The 20,071-nt window shown below is 65.3% G+C and carries 24 protein-coding genes; 16 read left to right on the top strand and 8 right to left on the bottom strand.

The genetic code is table 11. The features are described from left to right. Nucleotides 1-15: 15 nt before the first annotated feature. The 8 genes from C7T96_RS00150 to C7T96_RS00185 all read left to right on the top strand — a co-directional run bounded on the left by C7T96_RS00150 (nucleotide 16) and on the right by C7T96_RS00185 (nucleotide 5,968). On the top strand, nucleotides 16-1,329 hold the full coding sequence (locus C7T96_RS00150) for a replication-associated recombination protein A (protein WP_106569165.1): 1,314 nt from the start codon (nucleotides 16-18) through the stop codon (nucleotides 1,327-1,329). Next, entirely contained in the window at nucleotides 1,326-1,745 is a 420-nt protein-coding gene (locus C7T96_RS00155; RefSeq protein WP_199190384.1) for a hypothetical protein, read from the top strand. The genes C7T96_RS00150 and C7T96_RS00155 overlap by 4 nt, the downstream gene beginning before the upstream one ends. An 82-nt stretch (nucleotides 1,746-1,827) precedes the next feature. Then, the gene (locus C7T96_RS00160) at nucleotides 1,828-2,115 is read left to right on the top strand and encodes a hypothetical protein (protein ID WP_146149119.1); all 288 of its coding nucleotides are present in this window, start codon (nucleotides 1,828-1,830) and stop codon (nucleotides 2,113-2,115) included. A gap of 30 nt (nucleotides 2,116-2,145) precedes the next feature. Further along, nucleotides 2,146-2,712, top strand: a complete 567-nt coding sequence (locus C7T96_RS00165; protein WP_106569167.1) for a flavodoxin domain-containing protein — start codon at nucleotides 2,146-2,148, stop codon at nucleotides 2,710-2,712. A 106-nt stretch (nucleotides 2,713-2,818) separates the two neighbouring features. After that, nucleotides 2,819-3,199: a fluoride efflux transporter CrcB gene (gene crcB / locus C7T96_RS00170; RefSeq protein ID WP_106569168.1), complete on the top strand. Its 381-nt coding sequence runs from the start codon at nucleotides 2,819-2,821 to the stop codon at nucleotides 3,197-3,199. Between the two features lie 40 nt (nucleotides 3,200-3,239). After that, nucleotides 3,240-4,223 (top strand): RluA family pseudouridine synthase, encoded by a 984-nt coding sequence (locus C7T96_RS00175; RefSeq protein WP_106569169.1) that lies wholly within the window; start codon nucleotides 3,240-3,242, stop codon nucleotides 4,221-4,223. Continuing rightward, on the top strand, nucleotides 4,220-5,140 hold the full coding sequence (locus tag C7T96_RS00180; protein WP_106569170.1) for a DMT family transporter: 921 nt from the start codon (nucleotides 4,220-4,222) through the stop codon (nucleotides 5,138-5,140). The genes C7T96_RS00175 and C7T96_RS00180 overlap by 4 nt, the downstream gene beginning before the upstream one ends. Nucleotides 5,141-5,179: 39 nt before the next feature. Further along, nucleotides 5,180-5,968, top strand: a complete 789-nt coding sequence (locus C7T96_RS00185; RefSeq protein ID WP_106569171.1) for an ATP12 family protein — start codon at nucleotides 5,180-5,182, stop codon at nucleotides 5,966-5,968. A 23-nt stretch (nucleotides 5,969-5,991) separates the two neighbouring features. On the opposite strand, the gene C7T96_RS00190 is transcribed toward C7T96_RS00185, so the two are convergent. The 3 genes from C7T96_RS00190 to C7T96_RS00200 all read right to left on the bottom strand — a co-directional run bounded on the left by C7T96_RS00190 (nucleotide 5,992) and on the right by C7T96_RS00200 (nucleotide 8,524). Further along, on the bottom strand, nucleotides 5,992-6,354 hold the full coding sequence (locus tag C7T96_RS00190; protein WP_106569172.1) for a YggT family protein: 363 nt from the start codon (nucleotides 6,352-6,354) through the stop codon (nucleotides 5,992-5,994). A 72-nt stretch (nucleotides 6,355-6,426) separates the two neighbouring features. Next, nucleotides 6,427-8,238, bottom strand: a complete 1,812-nt coding sequence (locus tag C7T96_RS00195; RefSeq protein ID WP_106569173.1) for a sodium:solute symporter family protein — start codon at nucleotides 8,236-8,238, stop codon at nucleotides 6,427-6,429. 10 nt (nucleotides 8,239-8,248) lie between these two features. Further along, nucleotides 8,249-8,524: a DUF4212 domain-containing protein gene (locus tag C7T96_RS00200; protein ID WP_106569174.1), complete on the bottom strand. Its 276-nt coding sequence runs from the start codon at nucleotides 8,522-8,524 to the stop codon at nucleotides 8,249-8,251. A gap of 163 nt (nucleotides 8,525-8,687) precedes the next feature. Between C7T96_RS00200 and C7T96_RS00205 the strand changes: the two genes are divergently transcribed. Beyond that, nucleotides 8,688-9,344 carry a hypothetical protein gene (locus C7T96_RS00205; RefSeq protein ID WP_106569911.1) on the top strand — a complete coding sequence of 219 codons (657 nt, stop codon included), beginning with the start codon at nucleotides 8,688-8,690 and terminating at the stop codon, nucleotides 9,342-9,344. Here C7T96_RS00205 and C7T96_RS00210 read toward each other — a convergent pair. The 3 genes from C7T96_RS00210 to C7T96_RS00220 all read right to left on the bottom strand — a co-directional run bounded on the left by C7T96_RS00210 (nucleotide 9,330) and on the right by C7T96_RS00220 (nucleotide 11,985). Continuing rightward, nucleotides 9,330-9,929 (bottom strand): DUF2799 domain-containing protein, encoded by a 600-nt coding sequence (locus C7T96_RS00210; RefSeq protein ID WP_106569175.1) that lies wholly within the window; start codon nucleotides 9,927-9,929, stop codon nucleotides 9,330-9,332. The two genes, C7T96_RS00205 and C7T96_RS00210, sit on opposite strands and share 15 nt — an antisense overlap. 160 nt (nucleotides 9,930-10,089) lie before the next feature. Beyond that, on the bottom strand, nucleotides 10,090-11,499 hold the full coding sequence (gene glnA / locus C7T96_RS00215; RefSeq protein ID WP_106569176.1) for a type I glutamate--ammonia ligase: 1,410 nt from the start codon (nucleotides 11,497-11,499) through the stop codon (nucleotides 10,090-10,092). Between the two features lie 147 nt (nucleotides 11,500-11,646). Then, nucleotides 11,647-11,985 (bottom strand): P-II family nitrogen regulator, encoded by a 339-nt coding sequence (locus C7T96_RS00220; protein WP_106569177.1) that lies wholly within the window; start codon nucleotides 11,983-11,985, stop codon nucleotides 11,647-11,649. Between the two features lie 302 nt (nucleotides 11,986-12,287). Here C7T96_RS00220 and C7T96_RS00225 point away from each other — a divergent pair, with 302 nt between their 5' ends. Then, entirely contained in the window at nucleotides 12,288-13,814 is a 1,527-nt protein-coding gene (locus tag C7T96_RS00225) for an NAD(P)H-hydrate dehydratase (protein WP_106569178.1), read from the top strand. 89 nt (nucleotides 13,815-13,903) lie between these two features. On the opposite strand, the gene C7T96_RS00230 is transcribed toward C7T96_RS00225, so the two are convergent. Further along, on the bottom strand, nucleotides 13,904-14,341 hold the full coding sequence (locus C7T96_RS00230) for a DUF411 domain-containing protein (RefSeq protein ID WP_106569179.1): 438 nt from the start codon (nucleotides 14,339-14,341) through the stop codon (nucleotides 13,904-13,906). 243 nt (nucleotides 14,342-14,584) lie between these two features. On the opposite strand from C7T96_RS00230, the gene C7T96_RS00235 reads away from it, so the two are divergent. From C7T96_RS00235 to C7T96_RS00260, 6 genes are all read left to right on the top strand, one after another. Further along, complete coding sequence (locus tag C7T96_RS00235) at nucleotides 14,585-14,833, top strand: ParB N-terminal domain-containing protein (RefSeq protein WP_106569180.1); 249 nt, start codon at nucleotides 14,585-14,587, stop codon at nucleotides 14,831-14,833. A gap of 60 nt (nucleotides 14,834-14,893) precedes the next feature. Beyond that, nucleotides 14,894-15,736 (top strand): fumarylacetoacetate hydrolase family protein, encoded by an 843-nt coding sequence (locus tag C7T96_RS00240; RefSeq protein WP_106569912.1) that lies wholly within the window; start codon nucleotides 14,894-14,896, stop codon nucleotides 15,734-15,736. A 120-nt stretch (nucleotides 15,737-15,856) separates the two neighbouring features. Beyond that, nucleotides 15,857-16,066, top strand: coding sequence for a hypothetical protein (locus C7T96_RS00245; RefSeq protein ID WP_106569181.1), 210 nt, complete (start codon nucleotides 15,857-15,859; stop codon nucleotides 16,064-16,066). Nucleotides 16,067-16,229: 163 nt separating this feature from the next. Next, complete coding sequence (locus C7T96_RS00250; protein ID WP_106569913.1) at nucleotides 16,230-17,225, top strand: GH25 family lysozyme; 996 nt, start codon at nucleotides 16,230-16,232, stop codon at nucleotides 17,223-17,225. 187 nt (nucleotides 17,226-17,412) lie between these two features. Then, nucleotides 17,413-18,285: a glutathione-dependent disulfide-bond oxidoreductase gene (gene yghU / locus C7T96_RS00255; protein WP_106569182.1), complete on the top strand. Its 873-nt coding sequence runs from the start codon at nucleotides 17,413-17,415 to the stop codon at nucleotides 18,283-18,285. A gap of 397 nt (nucleotides 18,286-18,682) precedes the next feature. Then, entirely contained in the window at nucleotides 18,683-19,024 is a 342-nt protein-coding gene (locus C7T96_RS00260) for a helix-turn-helix transcriptional regulator (protein ID WP_106569183.1), read from the top strand. Nucleotides 19,025-19,212: 188 nt separating this feature from the next. Here the strand turns inward: C7T96_RS00260 and C7T96_RS00265 are convergent, their stop codons facing one another. After that, nucleotides 19,213-19,722, bottom strand: coding sequence for a thermonuclease family protein (locus tag C7T96_RS00265; protein ID WP_106569914.1), 510 nt, complete (start codon nucleotides 19,720-19,722; stop codon nucleotides 19,213-19,215). Between the last annotated feature and the right edge of the window lie 349 nt (nucleotides 19,723-20,071).

The following is a 20,071-nucleotide window of genomic DNA, read 5'->3' on the forward strand; positions in this document are numbered from 1 at the left end:
GGTGGTGCGTACCGCATGGGGGATCTGTTCCAGGCCGACGAGGCACCGAAACGCGAGCCGGCCCGCCCGCTCGCTGACCGGCTGCGGCCGCAGAAACTTGCCGATGTCGTCGGTCAGGAGCACCTGACCGGTCCGGACGGCGCGCTGACGCGGTTGATCCGCTCGGGCTCGCTGGGGTCGATGATCTTCTGGGGGCCGCCCGGAACCGGCAAGACCACCGTGGCGCGCCTGCTTGCGGGCGAGACCGGTCTCGCCTTCGAGCAGATATCGGCGATCTTTTCCGGCGTCGCCGATCTCAAGAAGGTGTTCGAGGCGGCGCGGCTGCGGCGTGCCAATGGTCATCAGACCTTGTTGTTCGTCGACGAAATCCACCGCTTCAACCGCGCCCAGCAGGATTCCTTCCTGCCGGTGATGGAGGACGGCACGGTGATCCTCGTTGGCGCGACGACGGAAAACCCGTCCTTCGAACTCAACGCCGCGTTGTTGTCGCGGGCAAGGGTTCTGGTTTTCAAGGCGCTCGACGCCCAGGCTCTGGAGCTTCTTCTGACACGAGCCGAGGAGACCGAGGGACGACCGTTGCCGCTCGATGAGGAGGCGCGCGCCGTGCTGACGCGGATGGCCGACGGCGATGGCCGTGCGGTGCTGACGCTTGCCGAGGAGATCTGGCGCGCGGCGGGCACGGACGAGGTGTTCGACGCGACTGCCTTGCAGGAGATCGTCCAGCGCCGCGCTCCGATCTACGACAAAGGCCAGGACGGGCATTACAATCTGATTTCCGCCCTGCATAAATCGGTGCGCGGCTCCGATCCCGACGCCTCCCTTTATTATCTCGCGCGCATGTTCGATGCCGGCGAGGACCCGCTTTATATCGGCCGGCGGCTGGTGCGTATGGCAAGCGAGGATATCGGCCTGGCCGACCCCCAAGCGCTCGTCGTCGCCAATGCCGCAAAGGACGCCTATGATTATCTCGGTTCGCCCGAGGGCGAACTGGCCTTGGCCGAGGCCTGCGTCTATCTGGCCACCGCGCCGAAATCGAACGCCGTCTATACCGCCTTCAAGGCGGCGATGCGCGACGCCAGGCAGCACGGCTCGCTGATGCCGCCCAAGCATATCTTGAACGCGCCGACCAAGCTGATGAAGGCGGAGAGCTATGGCGGCGGCTATCTCTACGACCATGACCAGGACGACGCGTTCTCCGGCCAGGACTATTTTCCCGAACGTATGGGGCGCCAGACCTATTACGACCCGCCCGAGCGCGGCTTCGAGCGCGATATCCGCAAACGGCTCGACTACTGGGCCAAGCTGCGTCGGGACCGTTCGGGCGGATGAACGGACGCGACGCCGACACCGCCGGATCCGGTCGCCGCGGCGACAAGATCGGCGATGTCGACCTCGTGCTGATCGATTCCATCACCCAGATCGTGCCCGAGGACGCCGGCAAGGTGGTGGTGACCGGCTCGCATGGCGGCGTCAGCGCGGCCCGCTTCGCGGCGGCGGTCGCAGCCAGGCTCTACGTCTTCAACGATGCCGGCATCGGCAAGCAGCGGGCCGGCATTGCCGGGCTCGACCGGCTGGCGCGCGCAGGTATTGCCGCCTGCGCGGTCGCCCACGATACGGCGCGCATCGGCGAGGCAGACGATAGTCTGGCCGGCGGCGTCGTCTCGGCCGTCAATCGGCCGGCCGCCGCGCTCGGTCTGCAAGTCGGCGCTCGCCTGCGCGACCAGCTGGCGGCGCTCCGTCGGTAAGGGGCTTGCGGGCCGCTTGACCGGGATCAAGGACCGAAGCCGCGAAGGCTGCGAATATGACGCGGTTTTCGGAGAACGTGCCTTGGCCTACCGAACGTTGATCACCGCCCTGCCTGTCGTCGGCGCGCTGGCGCTGCCTGCGGCGGCCCAATCCACCGATCCGGCGTGGCTGGACGAGATCACGCGTGCCATCGCCGCCGAAAAACAGTGCGAAGTCGCCTATTTCATTGCCGCGCGCGAATACGAGCTCGGTGGCCGGCAGGTCTTCGAGGCGCGTGTCCAGTGCGTCGACGGCCGTCAGTTCGATGCCTCGCGCACCGGGCCTGACACCGACTTCACCTTCGAGGCTTGCGCGGTGCGGGTCTGCTGACCCTTTCGAGACAAGGAAAGGAACAGTCGCATGCATGTCATCGTCATTTACGGAACCGTCGAGGGCCATACGCGCAAGATCGCGCGCACCGTCTCGGCGACGATCCAGAGCCTCGGTCATCAGGTCACCGTGTTCGATGCCGGCGATCTTGGCGACGCCGATCTTGATCTTGCCGATGCGGTCATCGTCTGCGCGCCGGTCCATATGGGGCAGTTTCCAAGCGCGATCGCGCATTGGCTGAGCGCACACGATACCGCGCTCGCCGGTCTGCCCGGGGCCTTTATTTCGGTCTCGCTTGCCTCCGCGTCGCCGTTTCCGGAGGAACATGCCGAGATTCAGAAGATCACCCAGACGTTTTTCGATCAGACCGGCTGGCATCCGGGGCTGGTGCACCAGGCGGCCGGTGCGCTGCGCTATCCGCGCTACGATTTCCTCAAGCGGCTGTTGATGAAACATATCGCCTATCGCGAGGGCGGGCCGACCGACGTGACCAAGGATCACGAATTCACCAACTGGAACGCGCTCGCCGCCTTCGTGACCGGTTTCATCGAGCACTGCGCCGACGGTCGGGCCGCCGCCAAGCGGCAGGCGGGCTGAGAACGCCGGAGGCGGGGCGTCAGGCGCCCCGCACCGGAGGTCTGGCGGTGCAACAGGTCGTGCGGCCCGATTGACTCCGGGCCGGCGATGGCCAAGGTGTGGCCGCATGAAGGATATCGCCATCATCGCGGCCGGCGGCGCCATCGGCGCGTCGTTGCGCCATTTGACCGGGTTGTTGTTTCTGCGCCTGCTGGGGCCCGGCTTTCCCTGGGCAACGCTGAGCGTCAACATAGTCGGCGGTTTCGCGATGGGGCTGTTCGTCGAACTGCTCGCCCGCCGCGTCGGCGCGCCGCCGGAACTGCGCCTGTTCGTGGCCACCGGGCTTTTGGGTGGCTTCACCACCTTTTCGGCGTTTTCGCTCGAGGTGGCGCTTTTGTGGGAGCGTGGCGCCGTCGGCCTGGCCGCATTCTACATGGCCGCCAGCATGATTGGCGCGGTGGGGGCTCTGTTTTGCGGATTGTGGCTCGCAAGAGCTCTTGCCGGATGATAAGTGCGCGGCTTGAAACGGACATGACCGGCGACAGGCGATGGCGGGCGTAGAGCAGATCACGGTGGAGAGCGGCGAGGCCGGCATGCGGCTCGACCGCTGGTTCAAGGCGCATTTTCCCGGCCTCGGCTTCGGGCAGTTGCAAAAGCTGCTGCGTTCGGGCCAGATCCGCGTCGATGGCGGCCGCGCGAAATCGGACACGCGCGTGGAGCCGGGGCAGGTGGTGCGGGTTCCCCCGCTTGCCGTCGACCGCAAGGGGGAGGCGCCCTTGACGCAGCGCACCATGCGCGACCGCAGCGACGCCGACCTGCTGTCGAAAATGCTTCTCTACGAGGATCCGCAGGTGTTCGTCTTCGACAAGCCGTCCGGCCTGGCGGTGCAGGGCGGCTCGGGCGTGTCGCGCCATCTCGACCAGATGCTGGAGGCCTGGCGCAACAAGAAGGGCGAAAAGCCCAGGCTGGTGCATCGCCTCGATCGCGACACATCGGGCGCGCTGGTGGTGGCGCGCACGCGCCAGGCCGCGATGCGGCTGGCCGAGGCCTTTCGCGGGCGCGACGCCAAAAAGACCTATTGGGCACTGGTCAAGGGCGTGCCGCGCAAGCGCGAGGACCGGATATCGTCCTGGCTTGTCAAGGAACAGACACCGGATGGCGACCGCATGCGGGTTGCCCGGCATGGCGAGGCGGGAGCCGATCACGCGATCTCCCACTACCGGGTCATCGAGCAGGCGGGTATGGCGCTGTCCTGGCTGCAGATGGAACCGTTTACGGGGCGAACCCATCAGTTGCGCGTCCATGCCGCCGCGATCGGCTGCCCGATCATCGGCGATCCGAAATATTTCGAGGCCGACCAGAACTGGGAAATGCCGGGCGGTATCCAGAACCGGCTGCACCTGCATGCGCGCCGGATCGTGATCCCGCATCCGCGCGGTGGCACGATCGACGTAACCGCGCCGCTGCCGCCGCACATGGTGCAGAGCTTCAACCTGCTTGGTTTCGACGAAAACGAGGCGCCGGAGCGATGAGCGGCGCCGCGCAGCCCGTCGAACGGTACGGCGCGATCGATGGCTTCGCGGCCGCATTGATGGTCGTGCTCACCTTTTCGTGGGGGCTGAACGGGGTTGCCGCCAAGTTGGCGGGGGTCGGCTACAGCCCGGTCTTGCTGACGATCCTGCGCTCGGCGATCGGGGCCGCCTGCGTTTACGGCTGGTGTCGTTGGCGCGGCGTGGCGTTGTTCGAACGCGACGGCACGATGTGGCCGGGCATTTTGGCGGGGCTGCTTTTCGGCGGCGAGTTCGTGCTTTTGTTCTGGGGGCTGGACTATACCAGCGTCGCCCGCAGCGCGCTGATGCTCAACACCATGCCGTTCTGGGTGCTGGTCGGCGCGCATTTCCTGCTCGGCGAACGCATGTCGATCATGAAACTGGTTGGCACGGTGCTGGCTTTCGGCGGGGTCGCGCTTGTCTTTTCCGACAAGCTCAGCCTGCCCAGTCCGACCGCGATCCGCGGCGACATCATGTGCCTGGTGGCCGGCGCGTTATGGGGGGCGACGGTGCTGGTGATCCGCAAAAGCAGGCTGGCGACGGCGAGCCCCGAAAAAGTGCTGCTTTACCAGCTTGTCGTGTCGGCGGTGCTGGCGTTACCGCTGCTGGCGGTCTCCGGTCCCGCCCTGCGCGAGGTCACGGCGCTGGCCAGCGCGGCGATGCTGTTCCAGGCGATCTACGTCGTTGCGTTCACCTATCTGGTCTTCTTCTGGCTGGTGCGGCGCTATCCGGCGGGCGGGTTGACCAGTTTTGCCTTCCTGACGCCGGTTTTTGGCGTCATGTTGGGCGGGCTGCTGCTCGGCGAGCCGCTGTCGGCGCGCATCGTGGCCGCGCTTGCGCTGATCGCGGTCGGCATCGTGCTTGCCAACCGGCCGCCGCGGCGCCGGCCGCGCGGCTGAACCGCCGCCATTCTTCCCTTTCTGCCGATGGACAACCTCATGCGCGACATACTCAACGATCTGAACGACCAACGTGGGCTGGCCGGCCCCGATCCGATGAAGCGGGCGCAGGAAAAGATGCGCCAGCCCTTGCCGAAACGCTTCTACAAGCAGGCCACCGCTTCCGTCGGCGAGAGTGGCCATGAGGTACGGCTCGACGGCAAGCCGGTACGCACGCCGGGTCGGGCGCTGCTTGCGCTGCCCAATGCGGCGGCGGCCGAACTGGTGGCCGGCGAATTTGCCGCCCAGGGCGAGATCATCGACCCGATGACGATGCCGGTGACGCGTATCGCCAATACGGTGATCGACGGCGTGGCGCACGATACGCAGGCGGTGCTCGAGGATATTCTGCGTTTCGCCGCCTCGGATCTGGTGTGTTACCGCGCCGACACCCCGGAACGGCTGGCCGCGTTGCAGGCCGAGGCCTGGGACCCGGTGCTCGACTGGGCGCTGACGCGGCTGGGCGCGCGTTTCGTGCTTGCCGAGGGGGTGATGCATGTCGAGCAGCCGCGCGAGTCGATCGCCGCGGTCGGCGTCCATCTGCGCGCACGCAGCGACCCCTTCCGGCTCGCCTGCCTGCACGTGATGACCACGCTGACCGGATCGGCGCTGATCGCCCTGGCGCTGGAGGACGGTGCTGTCGATCTCGATCGGGCCTGGGCAAGCGCGCATGTCGACGAGGACTGGAACATCGCCCAGTGGGGCGAGGATGCCGAGGCGGCGCGCAAGCGCACGATGCGCTTTGCCGACATCGTTGCCGCCCACGCGCTTATGGCGACACTCGACTGAACGGGCGACGGCGCCGCCCTTTTTCAGCCGCCGCCGCCGAACATGCGGTAGAGCGCCTGCGCGATTTCCCCTTCCAGCGGGAAAGACAGCATGCCCATGACCGAATAGCCCAAAAGCCAAGGCATCAGGTAGAAGCGGATCATGTAGAAGAACCAGGCGACGAACACCGGCACCAGCGGATCAAGCAGAAAAGACGGCGTGATCGGGCGGAACAGGCGCAAGATCGGGTTGGTCGCCCGCACGAAGAATTTCATGAAAAAGAAATCGGAATCCTCGGGCAAAAAGACGTTCATCGCCGCCCGCCCGATCAGCGTCCACATGACGATGCCGAGCAGGTAGTCGATCACGATCACCCAGAGGGGAAAGGCCGCGAATGTGTGGTCCATGCCGGGAGGGTCCGTTGCGCGAAAACGCGGGGACGGGATTGACGCCCGTCCCCGCGCGCAGTGTGCTCCAAGTCAATGCTTGGCCGCAAGAATGGCCGGTCCGGTCGGCACCCGGGTTTCGTCCACCATGCGTTGGGTTTCCTCGTCCGGCGCCGGTGTCAGCAAGGTGACGACGACCATGGCGACGAGGCTGGTCGCCATGCCGACGATGCCGAAACGCAGATGGTCGAGCCCCATCCACGGCGTGCCGCCGGTATAGACGTAGTAGAGATAGGCCGAGCCGGCGGTGAAGCCGAAGACCATGCCTGCGATCGCGCCGGCCGTGTTGGCCCGTTTCCACCATACGCCGAGCGCCAGTGGGAAAAACAGGCCCGAGGCCGCGAAGCAGAACGCCCAGGCCACAGCTCCCAGAATGCCGGTCAACTGCAGCGAGGCGATCAAGGCCGCCGCGGCGCCGATGACGAGCAGGAGCACGCGTGCCACGATCAGCCGGACGGCGGTGTCCGCTTTCGGGTCGATGATCTTGTAGTAAAGATCGTGGCTGAGCGCGTTGGCGATCGCCAGAAGCAGGCCGTCGGCGGTCGACATCGCGGCTGCCATGCCGCCGGCCGCGACGAGGCCGGAAATGACATAGGGCAGGCCGGCAATTTCCGGAGTCGCCAAGACGACGATGTCGGGTCGCATGAAGAACTCGTTCAATTGCAGGATGCCGTCGCCGTTCTGATCGACGACGGCCAGGAAGCCGACATCGGACCAGTTCTGGATCCAGGCCAGGTTCTGCACCTCCTCGATCGACTTGCCGATGATCGCGGTCGGCAGGCTGGGATCGAGCAATTGCAGCTTTGTCAGCGTGGCGAGGGCCGGTGCGGTGAAGTAGAGCAGAAAGATGAACAGCAGCGACCAGGCCACCGACTTGCGCGCCGCCCGCACGGACGGCGTCGTGAAGTAACGCATGAGGATGTGCGGCAGCGACGCGGTACCGGCCATCATGCACAAGGCCAGCGTGACGAATTTCCACTGCGCCAGATCGCCGACCGGTCCGGTATGGGGCGTGGTCAGCACCGACAGGCCAGGTATGGCCTCAGCCGGCGGATTGAGACCGTATTGCGCTTCGAACTGGGCCATGCCGGCCGCCGCCTCGCCATAGGTGAAGTGCGGAATGATGCCGAAACCCTGCGCGTTCGACATCCAGATCACCGGCACCAGATAGGCGATGATGAGCACGATGTATTGCGCCACCTGCGTCCAGGTCACGGCGCGCATGCCGCCGAGCATGGAGCACAGGAGAATACCGAGCAGGCCGAACCACACGCCGTAGGAGAACGGGATGTGCAGGGCGCGCGCGGCGATCGTGCCGGTGGCGTTGATCTGTGCCGTGACATAGGTGAACGACGCCACCACGAGCACCACGACCGCGCAGAAGCGGGCGAGATTGCCGCCGTAGCGCGTGCCGACGAAGTCGGGCACGGTGTAGCAGCCGAATTTGCGCAGATAAGGCGCCATCAGCGAGTTGACGAGCACGTAGCCGCCGGTCCAGCCGACGATGAAGGCCATATAGCCGTAGCCGCCGAAATAGACGCCGCCGGCCAGCGCCACGAAGGACGCGCCCGACATCCAGTCGGCCGCCGTGGCCATGCCGTTATAGACCGCCGGAACCTGACGGCCTGCGACGTAATAGGCGTCGACTTCCATCGTGCGCGACAGCCAGCCGATCAGCGCGTAGATGGCGATGGTGAAGGCGACGAACAGGATGCCGATCGTGTCGGCGCCAACGCCCATTTGCTCGAGGATCGCCATCAGGATGATGAAGGCGATGAAGCCGCCGGTGTAGATCCCGTAGACGCGGCCGATATTGTCGAGAAAAGCCCCTTTGATCATGGCCATGATACGTCTCCTAGTCGTCGGCAACGCCGAATTCTTCGTCGATCTGGTCCTGGCGCCAGTTCTGGAAGAAGATGAGAACAACGAAGGCGATCAGCGAGCCTTGGGCGATCATGTAGTAGCCAAGTGGAAAGCCCAGGAAGGTGACGCTGTTGAGCGAGCTGACGAACCAGGGGATCACCAGTGAGAAGAAGAACCAGAGCACGAGAACGACGATCGTCAGGCTTCTGGTTTTCGACCAATAGCGATCCCGGGCTTCGTCGCTCAATTGAGCGTGTTCGCCGGACATGGTTATTTCCCTCCCTACATTGTGCTGGAAGCATTTGCCGCCAGCGGCCACATCACCGATTCCTGGTAGGGAATCGCACTGATGATCGGACAGGATCATCTATCGGCCCGACAATGGGAATTGAGACATTGGTCGTATCAAGAGGTTGCAAGGGGTGGTTTTGTTGAGCGCTAAACTAGTATCCGGCCTGGCGCTTCTGCGCCAATTCGCGTCACGCCTGACGGTGCGGCGCGACACGGCGCCGATCGACAGCGTCGAGGCGCTGTACGGCTTCGTCAGCACGCGCGCCGCCTTCGTCGCGCAGAAGAAGCTCTACGGCTATCTCAAGGCGCGTATGGGCACGCGTTATCCGTCGATGTTCGAGGATGAGGCGTTCGTGGCCTCGGTCAATATCGCCAAGATGCACGTGTTTGCCGCGGCGCTTTCCGATCTCGCCGTGCATGCGGTTGCACGCGTCGGCGCGGGATCGGCCTTGGACGATGCGTGCAGGCACGGCCTGGCCCAGCGCTGCTTTCGCGCCGGCCTGGCCGACAACGCCGCCGAAATGCGCGACGAAGCGACCCTGGCCGCATGGCTGACGGCATTCGATGCACGGCTCGAGGGCGTACAGTGGGCGAACCTGGTGGCCGGCGGCGATGCGTTTAGCGAAAGCCCCAGGGCGCTGCTGCACTGGGCGCCGATCGCCGACCGGCTCAAGCGCTACGATGCCGAGATCGTCGAAAATTCGATCCGGTTCGCCTGGATCGAGATCCGGCGCGACCTGGCACGGCGTCTCGACGCCCGCGCCGTTGCGGCGGACGCCGCGCTAGAGAGTGGTTAGAAACCCTTCCGCCTCGGCTTCGGCGCGGCCCAATTCGAGATTGACGCTGTTCTGTGAGCCGTAGAGAAAGCCGATGTCGCGGTCGAGCTGGCTGATCTGTGCGCGGATCGCGGCGTCTTTGGCGGGATCCTTGCCGAGCGAGGCCGTCAGTTCGCGGCGTTCGTTTTCCTTGCGGGAAATGTCGCTCTGGATGCTGTCGCGCCGGGCACGCGCCTCGTGGACACGTTTTCCGAGCTGATAGCCCTGTGTGAACAGCCCGTCCAGTTGTGGCGGGCAGACATTGGCGTAGCTCTTGCCCTCGGACCCCACCCGGACGGCGTTTTGCGGCGTGCAGTAGCGGATCAGGCCGGCTTCGCGCCCTGCCAGCCAGGCCGACTGGTCGGGTTCGATGCCGATGCGCTGGCAGGCCTTGGCGTGTTTGAGAATGTAGTCGGTGGTGCGGCCGGCTGCCCCGTCGGTCTCACCGACGATGCGCCAGTCGGCGACGGCGCATTCCTCTTTGCTCATCGTCTGACACGAGGCGACGACAATCGCCAGCACGCCCAAGACCGATCCGCTCACCGCCAAGCGCGCTGTCGCCCTCATGTCCGTCCCCCTCGCGGATGTTCAAGACGCCCAGTTAGAGAGTTTGTGCCCATGCCGACAATGCGCCGCCCCGTTTTATGTCGTGTTTCCACAACGCAGAAAGCCCCGCGGCGTGGCCGCGGGGCTTTCGCGATGTCGGCAATCGCGCTGTTCGGGCCGATCAGACCGAATAATACATATCGAACTCGACCGGATGCGGCGTCATCTCGTAGCGCAGCACCTCGTGCATCTTGAGTTCGATATAGGCGTCGATCTGGTCGTCGTCGAACACGCCGCCGGCCTTCAGGAAGGCGCGGTCCTTGTCGAGGCTGGCAAGCGCCTCGCGCAGCGACGTGGCGACCGTCGGCACGCGCTTCAATTCCTTCGGCGGCAGATCGTAGAGATCCTTGTCCATGGCCTGGCCGGGATGGATCTTGTTCTTGATGCCGTCGAGCCCGGCCATCAGCATGGCAGCGAAGGACAGGTAGGGGTTGGCGGCCGGATCGGGGAACCGGACCTCGACGCGCTTTGCCTTCGGCGAGGTGCTGAAGGGGATTCGGCAAGAGGCGGAGCGGTTGCGGGCCGAATAGGCCAAGAGCACCGGTGCCTCGAAGCCGGGAACCAGGCGCTTGTAGGAGTTGGTCGAGGGGTTGGCGAAGGCGTTGATCGCCTTGGCGTGCTTGATGATGCCGCCAATGTAGAACAGGCAGCTTTCGGACAGGCCGGCATATTCGTTGCCGGCGAAGGTCGGCTTGCCGTCCTTCCAGATCGACTGGTGCACATGCATGCCCGAGCCGTTGTCGCCATAGACGGGCTTGGGCATGAAGGTTGCGGTCTTGCCATAGGCGTTGGCGACCTGGTGAATGACGTATTTATAGATCTGCAACTTGTCGGCGTTGCGGGTCAGCGTGTCGAACTTGATGCCGAGCTCGTGCTGGGCGGCGCCGACCTCGTGGTGGTGCTTTTCGACCACGACGCCCATTTCGGCCATCACGGTCAGCATTTCCGAGCGCATGTCCTGCAGCGAATCGACCGGCGGCACCGGGAAATAGCCGCCCTTGACGCGCGGGCGGTGGCCGAGATTGCCGGTTTCGTAATGGGTGTCGTCGTTGGACGGCAGTTCGGTCGAATCGAGCACGAAACCGGTATTGTAGGGGTCGGCCTTGTACTTGACGTCGTCGAAGACGAAGAACTCGGCTTCCGGGCCGACATAGCAGGTGTCGCCGACGCCCTCGGACTTCAGATAGGCTTCCGCCTTCTTGGCCGTGGTGCGCGGATCGCGATTATAGGCCTCGCCCGACACAGGATCGAGGATGTCGCACAGAAGCACCATCGTGGACTGGGCGAAAAAGGGGTCCATATGGGCGGTTTCGGTGTCCGGCATCAGCACCATGTCGGATTCGTTGATCGCCTTCCAGCCGCCGATGGAGGAGCCGTCGAACATGACGCCGTCGGCGAACATGTCCTCGTCGACCGCCGCCACGTCCATCGTGACGTGCTGCATCTTGCCCTTGGGGTCGCTGAAGCGCAGATCGACGAACTTCACGTCGTTGTCCTTGATCTGCTTAAGGATTTCATTGGCTGTCGTCATGGTCTCTCTTTCCCTGTCTGACGTGTGACATGCCTTGCGGGCAATTTGTGATGAGCGGTCGGCGTTCTTTCGCAAACGGAGACAGCGCCCGATTTCTTGTCAAAGCCGCTTTGCCTGAAAAATCGGCCTGAACCCGGTGCGGCCGCTCTAGATCGCCTCGACGCCGGTTTCGCCGGTGCGGATGCGCACGACTTCCTCGACGCTGGAGACGAAAATCTTGCCGTCTCCGATCCGTCCGGTCTGCGCGGCCTTGCGAATCGCCTCGATCGCCGCCTCGACCGCATCGTCGGACAGCACGATCTCGACCTTCACCTTCGGCAGGAAGTCGACGACGTATTCGGCGCCGCGATAGAGTTCGGTATGGCCTTTCTGGCGTCCGAAACCCTTGGCTTCGGTGACGGTGATGCCTTGCAGGCCCACGTCCTGAAGCGCTTCCTTCACCTCGTCGAGTTTGAACGGCTTGATGATCGCCTCGATCTTTTTCATCTAGGTTTCGGCCTCCGCTGGCATCGATGTCGGGTGGTTTTCCCGCGCTGCGACCTCATAAGCATGAACCGTGCCAGTTCGGTTCATGGCCGAGAGACGGACCTCGCCATCGTCCCGGTCGCCCAAAATCGGGGATTTGCGCGGCTCGGGTACCGGTTTGGCGAGGCACAGGGCGGCGGGCTGTGCGCGGGCATCATGCGGCGTGATTAATTCGTGTGCAACCGGCACAAAAAAACGGCAGACGATGCCGTGGCGGGGGCACGCTCCGCCGGATAATGTGGCCGCGAACAGGGAGGTGCGCGGTGAGCGACGAATTGCTGACACCGGGCCAGATGGCCGAAGCAGACCGCCTGGCGATCGAAGGCGGACCGCTCGACGGCTACGGGCTTATGCTCAATGCCGGGCGCGCGGTGGCCGCCGCGGTGCTGGCGCGTTTCCCGCAGGCCCGCCATGCCCATATTCTGTGCGGGCCCGGCAATAATGGCGGCGACGGGCTGGTGGCGGCGCGGTTTCTGCGCGCGGCGGGAATGGCGGTCTCTGCCTATCTCGGGCCGCCGCCGCGCGAGGGCGGCGACGCGGCGCGCGCACTTGCCGATTTTTGCGATACGGTGCGGCCGCTGGAGGCGTTTTGCGCCACGTCGGACGATGTCGTCGTGGACGCGCTGTTCGGCGCCGGCCTCGCCCGGCCGCTCGATGGCATTTTTGCCGCGCTGGTCGACAGGGTGCGGCAGTCGGAGGCGCCCGTGGTGGCCGTCGATCTGCCTTCGGGTGTATCCGGGCAAAGCGGAGCCGTGCTGGGTGCGGCGGTGGCCGCGCGGCACACCGTCACCTTTTTCCGGCGCAAGCCCGGCCATCTGCTTTTTCCCGGTCGCGGGCTCTGCGGTACCGTCGAACTCGTCGATATCGGCATTCCGCGCCGGGTGCTGGCCGAGATCGGCGTCGACCTGTTCGAAAACACGCCGCGCCTGTGGCTGGACGCCTTGCCGGTCCCGGATTCGCAGCGGCACAAATACAGGCGCGGCCATGCCGGCGTCTTTTCCGGTGGCCCGTCGGCAACCGGTGCGGCCAGGCTTGCGGCGATGGCGGCGGCACGATCGGGCGCCGGTGCGGTCACGCTTCTGTCGCCGGCCTCGGCGCTGCAGGTCAATGCCGCGCATCTGACGTCGATCATGCTGCGGCGCGCCGACGATCCCGACGATGTCGCCGCCTTCATCGCCGCACGCAAATTGTCGGCGCTAGCGATCGGGCCAGCCTTCGGGGTCGGCGAAAAATGCCGCGTTTTCGTGGCCATGGCGGCAGGACTGCGACGCGAAAGCGGGCTGGGCCTTGTTCTCGACGCGGATGCGCTGACCTCGTTTGAGGACGAGCCGGAAACGCTGTTTGCCGGCTTGCATACCGACGGGGGCGGGCAGGCGGGGCCCGTGGTGCTGACGCCTCACGAAGGCGAGTTCGCCCGCCTGTTTCCCGATCTCGGCGCGGATGGCGGCCTTTCGAAGGTTGAACGCGCCCGCCGGGCGGCCGCGCGCGCCGGCGCGACCGTGGTGCTGAAGGGGGCCGACAGCGTGATCGCCGCGCGGGGCGGGCGGGCGGCAATCAGCGTGCATGCCAGTCCCTATCTCGCCACCGCCGGGTCCGGCGACGTGCTGACCGGCCTGATTGCGGGCCTGCTTGCCCAGGGCGTGCCCGGGTTCGAGGCCGCGGCGGCGGCCGTGTGGCTGCATGGCGACGCCGGCCTGCGCCTGGGAGCGGGGCTGGTGGCCGAGGATCTGCCGGGCACGATCCCCGCCGTGCTGGCGGGCTTGTCGGCGGCCGATGACAGCGTTTCGTGAGGGGGCGGCGAGCCGCTCCCCAAACGCGCAAATCATTGTCGCCCCTTCGCCTCCGACCGTTGCGTCGCTGCGCGATATGGGCGCCGCCGTCAGCGGCCGGCCCGGTAAAAGACCGTCGGTTCGATGCCGGCCTCGCGCGCGATCGCATAGGCGAGATAGCTCGCGTCGGGATCGTCGCCCATGCCGAGCGAGCCCTGGGGCATGCCGGGCACGGCTATGCCGGCGATTTCCGGCTTTTCGGTCAGGAGTTTGTCCACGGCTTCCAGCGGCACGTGACCTTCGATAAAATAGCCGTCGATGGCGGCGGTGTGGCAGGCCTGCATCGTGTCGGGCACCCCGGCCTGTTTCTTGACCTGATCGAGATCCTCGACGTCGTGCATCCTTATTTCAAAGCCGGCTTTTTCGACCGCGTCGGCCCAAGCCTGGCAACAGCCGCACCAAGGGGATTTCCATACGGTGATGGTGCCGCGCTCGGCCGCGACGGCCGCGTGCGACGTCAGGGCCAGAACAAGCGTCGAAGCAAACATGAAGGTTCGGGGCAGGGGCAAAGGCGGTCTCCTCGAATGGGGCGGTTGGCGCATACCGGGTCGGTGGCGTGCGACGATGACATGAATCCTGAGGCTTCCGGTAGCTGGAAGGTCAACCCCGGTCTTGTGTGGGATGGCGCCAAACCAGCGGCCTGACGCGCGCGTGGTGGGTCCAATGCGATACTGGACTTTGCCTGCCGGCCCGCCCATGATCCGATTTTGGGCCAAACAGCGGGAGGCAGGATGCTGAGGGTAGAGAAGGTCGCGATCGCGTCGATCTACGTGCCGACCGCGCGGCGCAAGACCCTGCATCCCGATACGGTGCGCCATCTTGCCGAGGATATTCTGGAAAACGGCATGAAAGTGCCGATCCAGGTCCGCCACGACGGCAAGCGCCACGTGCTGGTCGAGGGGCTGCACCGGTTGGAAGCGGCGAAATGGCTCGGCGAAATCGAGATCGACGCTTATTTCGTCCAGGCGCGCAAGCACTGACGCACCGCCGGTGATGCCGTCAACTGCACGATGGGGCGAAAACCGGGAGGCGGGATGACGATGAACGGCACCGCACGCATGGAGCAGCGGGAGGTCGAGGGGCTTGCCGAGCGGATCTGCGTCGCGCTGGAGACCGGCCGGCAGATCGCGCCGGTGTCGGAAACCCGGCCCGACTTGGAACTTGAGGACGCCTATCGCGTCTCGGGCGCGATCGCGGCACGGCGGGCAAGGCGCGGGGAACGCATTGCCGGCTGGAAGATCGGTTTCACCAACCGCACGATCTGGTCCGAATATGGCATCTTCGCCCCGATCTGGGGCCCGGTCTATGACTGCACGCTCGGTCCGGCCGGGACGCCGAGGGCGCCAACCGAGGCCGCGGCGATGACCATGCCCGAACCGCGCATCGAACCCGAGATCGTTTTTCGGCTGAAAAGCGCGCCGCGTAAGGGTATGCATGAGGCAGCGCTGTTTTCGTGCATCGAGGCGGTCGGGCACGGTTTCGAGATCGTGCAGTCGGTCTTTCCCGGCTGGCGGTTTCGCCCGGCCGATACGGTCGCGGCCTGCGCGCTGCACGGGCGCCTCCTTGTTGGGCCGATGCTGCCGGTCAGCGCGCGGCCGGTCGGCGAATGGCTGCAAGGACTGCGCGATTTCACCCTCTCCCTGATGCGCGACGGCGAGGTGGTGGAGCGCGGCGAGGGCGAAAACGTGCTTGGCGGGCCGGTCTCGGCGCTCAGGCATTTTGTCGAGGGTTTTGACCCGCAGCCGTTTGGCCGCAAACTTGAGGCCGGCGACGTGGTCGCGACCGGCACGGTCACGCGCGCTGTGCCGATCGCCGCCGGCCAGCATTGGAGCACCTCCGTACTCGGCCTGCCGATCGCTGGTCTCGGCGTGACGATCGCCTGAGCGTTAAGCAATGTGACGGCGATGTCTTTGCCCGGCCACCGGTTCGTCACCAATCGGACATTGGGCCGTCACCTTGGCCGCCTAGACGATGGGCGCGGGCTTGAAGATTCGGAGACGGACATGCTGCAGGACGAAGCTACACTCGATGAATTGCTGAACGATCCGATCATCCTGATGATGATGAGAAGCGACGGCGTCTCGCCCGGCGAGATCAGGCGCCTGGCCGACAAGGTGCATATGCGCGCCCACAAGTCCGGCCGGACCGCGCGGACCTTTGCCGACGGGGCTGTCAGCGCGGTGGGTGCGGGCCCGCTGCGGCTTTGCGCCTGAGGCGCGGCCGCGGCCTTGTCGGCAATCCGCTTCGCGTCGAGGCGCGGACATGGTAAAAATTCGATTCAAACTTTCTTGGTTTTTTTGAACGAGGATCGACGCTGGTTTGGTCAAACGGCGCGCGATGCGCCGTCACCCTGTTTTGTCCCGCGTACAGGTCTCCATGCGTTCGCCCGCCATCGCCGCCCTTGTTTTCGTTTGTCTCGCGCTTGCCGCCTGCACGACCGGTCCCGGCCTCGACGCCTTGAACAGCGTCGGCCCGTCGCCGGAAACGACGAGTTCCATCGTCAGGCCGTCGGCCGTCGTGCCGGAAGGCGATGGCGACGGACTGGTCGTCGAGCAGGGTGATGTCGGCGTGACGGCGCTTGCCGAGCCCGACATCGTCACCGCGGCGGCGGCCGAGAAGGTGGCCCTGATCGCGCCAGCCAAACCGGCCAGCCGGCCCACGCCCCCGGCCGCCGGCCGCAAGGTGATGCGCCAGCGTTTCGGCGACGCCCATCCGATCAATTTCGGCAAGGTCACGCCCGACGACCATGCCGTGCACGGTGTCGACGTATCGCGCTGGCAGGGCGATATCGACTGGGTCAAGCTGCGCGGGCAGGGGGCCAATTTCGCCTGGATCAAGGCCACGGATGGCGGTGACCATCTCGATCCGCTGTTCAAGAAGAATTGGCGTGCGGCCAAGGCCGCCGGCATCCCGCGCGGGGCATACCATTTTTTCTATTGGTGCCGTTCCGCCTCCTCGCAGGCCGATTGGTTCATCCGCAACGTGCCGAAGGAAAAGGGCGCGTTGCCGCCGGTCCTGGACGTGGAGTGGAACCATCTGTCGGCCTGCAAGAAGCGCCCGTCCCGAGAAATCGTGCTCGAAAAAATGCGGGTCTTTCTCGATCGGCTCGAGAAACATTACGGCCAGCGGCCGGTGATCTATACCGCACCCGATTTTTACGCCGACAATTTGAAGGGTGCTTTCCCCGACCACCCGTTCTGGCTGCGCTCAGTGGCGGCCCATCCCTCAAAGGTCTATCCGGGCCGCAAATGGCTGTTTTGGCAGTATTCGGGCTCGGGCCTGTCGCAGGGTGTCGACGGCCGCATCGACCTGAACGTGTTTCGCGGCGATGCCGGCGAATGGCGCAAATGGCTGGGGCGCGCGGCCGGATAGGCCCGGCCGGCGTATCCCGCACGGGTTTTGCCGGTCTTCATTCGAGCGTGCGCGCAACGCTACCCCATGTGGTAAAGCGGCGTCAGGCGAACACAATATTGTGTGGACCAACGGTTGTTTATGGCGTTCGGTGAACGATCGACCTATCTCAGCCGCAGACCTTGCAACCAATTCCAGGAGCCAACGCATGTCGGACACCACCGCCTACACCCCGCCGAAAGTCTGGACGTGGGACAAGGAAAACGGCGGCACGTTCGCCTCGATCAACAGGCCGATCGCCGGTGCGACGCACGACAAGGACTTGCCGGTCGGCAAGCACCCGCTGCAGCTCTATTCGCTGGCCACGCCCAACGGCGTGAAAGTAACGATCATGCTCGAGGAACTTTTGGCGCTCGGCCACGCCGGCGCGGAATACGACGCCTGGCTGATTCGCATCGGCGAAGGCGACCAATTCGGCTCGGGTTTCGTGGAGGTTAATCCGAACTCCAAAATTCCCGCGCTGATGGATCGCAGCGGCGCGGAGCCGGTGCGGGTGTTCGAATCCGGCTCGATCCTGTTCTATCTGGCCGAAAAGTTCGGCGCGTTCCTGCCGAGCGCGCAGCCGGCGCGCACCGAATGTCTGAACTGGCTGTTCTGGCAGATGGGCTCGGCGCCGTATCTCGGCGGCGGTTTCGGCCATTTTTTCGCCTACGCGCCGGAAAAATGGGAGTACCCGATCAATCGCTTCGCCATGGAGGTCAAGCGCCAGCTCGACGTGCTTGACCGGCGGCTGGCGGAGGCCGACTATCTGGCCGGCGACACCTACACGATTGCCGACATGGCGGTCTGGCCCTGGTATGGCGGGCTGGTGAAGGGCTGGAACTACGGTGCGGGCGAGTTTCTGGCGGTGCACGAATACAAGAACGTCATCCGCTGGGCCGACCAGATCCATGCGCGCGAGGCGGTCAAGCGCGGGCGCATGGTCAACCGCACGTCCGGCGACCCGGCCGGACAGCTGCACGAGCGGCACGACGCGTCCGATTTCGATACGATGACGCAGGACAAGCAAGCCGCCGAATAGCCGCTTTGCCGGCGGGGCGGGGTGCCTCGATCGCGCCGCCCGGCGCCGTTTTCATGCGGGCGGCTATCTTCTCCACATGACGGTCGTGGCAATGCGCGCGCCGTTAGCCGGCGTCGCGCGGGCGCCGACATGGTATGGCGGCGGACGCTGCGTCGCGTCTTCTCCTCGTCCTCCCTGGCTTCACCGGGGCGCTTGGCCCGGGCCGCAAGTCGGGGACCGGTCATAGCGGGCCGGTCTGCAACCAGAGCCGGTTCTCGACGCACCGGCGCCGTGTCACCTTCGGAAAATAAACAAAATGAAATTTCAAGTTTGCGCATTTGGGATATACAACCCGAAATGTATTGTCTGCAATTTCTGATCGTGAATAGTGGTGTGTGCACCTATAAATTATGCTGTCATGCACACGTCCAGAAAACCCGATGAGCGCGACAAGCAGATGGGACGGGTTCTCGCGCACCATCGCAAGGCCGCAGGCCAGTCCCAGGCCGAACTTGCGCGGCAGCTTGGCCTGTCCGGACAGCAGGTCGGAAAATATGAACGCGGGGAAAGCCGGATACCGGCCGGCCGATTCGAGGAGGCGATGGCGATCCTCGGAGCCCAAGAGGCCGCGCCGGACGGTTTTGGCGAGGAAGGGCGACCTTATAGAGTGTCGGACAACGCCAGGGCCGACGTGCTGAGGTTGCTCGACCGGCTTCGTTCCGATCTCGAGACGTGCATCGAACAGGTAAAACGGCTTTGACCCGGCCGGCTGCGCGGGCTTCGCTCGCGGGGCGCGCCGATGGGACAGCGTTGCCGCCCGTCGCCGGTCCCGTGTCGCGACGGGACGGTCGAAGGCGACCAGGGACACCCGCGCTTCAACCGCCGCTCCCTCAGGCATGCCATTTCAGGGCTTGCTCCGACGGTCTTTACCCGACCGGCCACGCCCGATTAGGCGCACCACCCCGGCTGCCGGCCATTCCATCGCCGGGCAAGGCCTTCGGCGACCAGAATGTCGCCGAGCGAGCGGCCGTCACGGTAGACGGTACGTAGGAGCCGGCCGTAGCGGTCGCGATTTCGGCCGCCGGCGCGGCGCAATTCCATCGGCCCGGCATTCATCAATTGATGCAGACGCCGTTTGGCCTGTTCGCCGAGCATGCGTTCGCGCCGGCAGGCCGGCTCGCCGATCTCCGGCGTGTCGATATCGGCGATGCGCACTTTTTCGCCGGCGATCCAGATGGTGTCGCCGTCGACGATGCAGTCGACCCGTGCACCGGAGCCGCAGATCGGGAAATGGCGGCGGATGGCGGTCGCCCTTTCTTCCGGCGGCTGCCACAGCGCGACCAGGCTGTCGAGCGGGTCGGGGGTGACTTTGTTTAACGCGGGCAGGGCGCCGCTTGCGCTGACGCCAAACGCAACGATTGCCGCGAGTGCGACAAGGCCGTTGAAGTGGCCGAGCATGCGCCTGATGCCGCCGCGCCGGCGGCTCGGCCGTGACGGGCGATGCCGCGCTCTGCGCGTTTTTTTCCGCCAGGGAACAATCTGCGCCATCCGTTCGCACTCCGCTTTTGGGCGGAGTTTGGGATGCGGTGTGCTACCGGCGGGTTAAGGAGGAAGGCGGCAACCTTTCCGTTCCTGCGCCGTCCCGCGAGACGGCTGCGTTCAGGCATCGCTTGCAGGGTCTCTGCGACGCCGCTTCGCGGCGGCTCCGCCCAGGGACGACGGAGGTGGAAGGGAGTGCGGCAAATCGCCAGCGACGCACGCGCTGGCGCGATCTGACAGCCTCAGCTTCCGAATCAAATCGGCCCGG

Origin of the sequence: Nitratireductor sp. StC3, from assembly GCF_003015025.1 — a bacterium.
Classification (GTDB): Bacteria; Pseudomonadota; Alphaproteobacteria; order Rhizobiales; family Rhizobiaceae; genus Mangrovimarina; species Mangrovimarina alexandrii.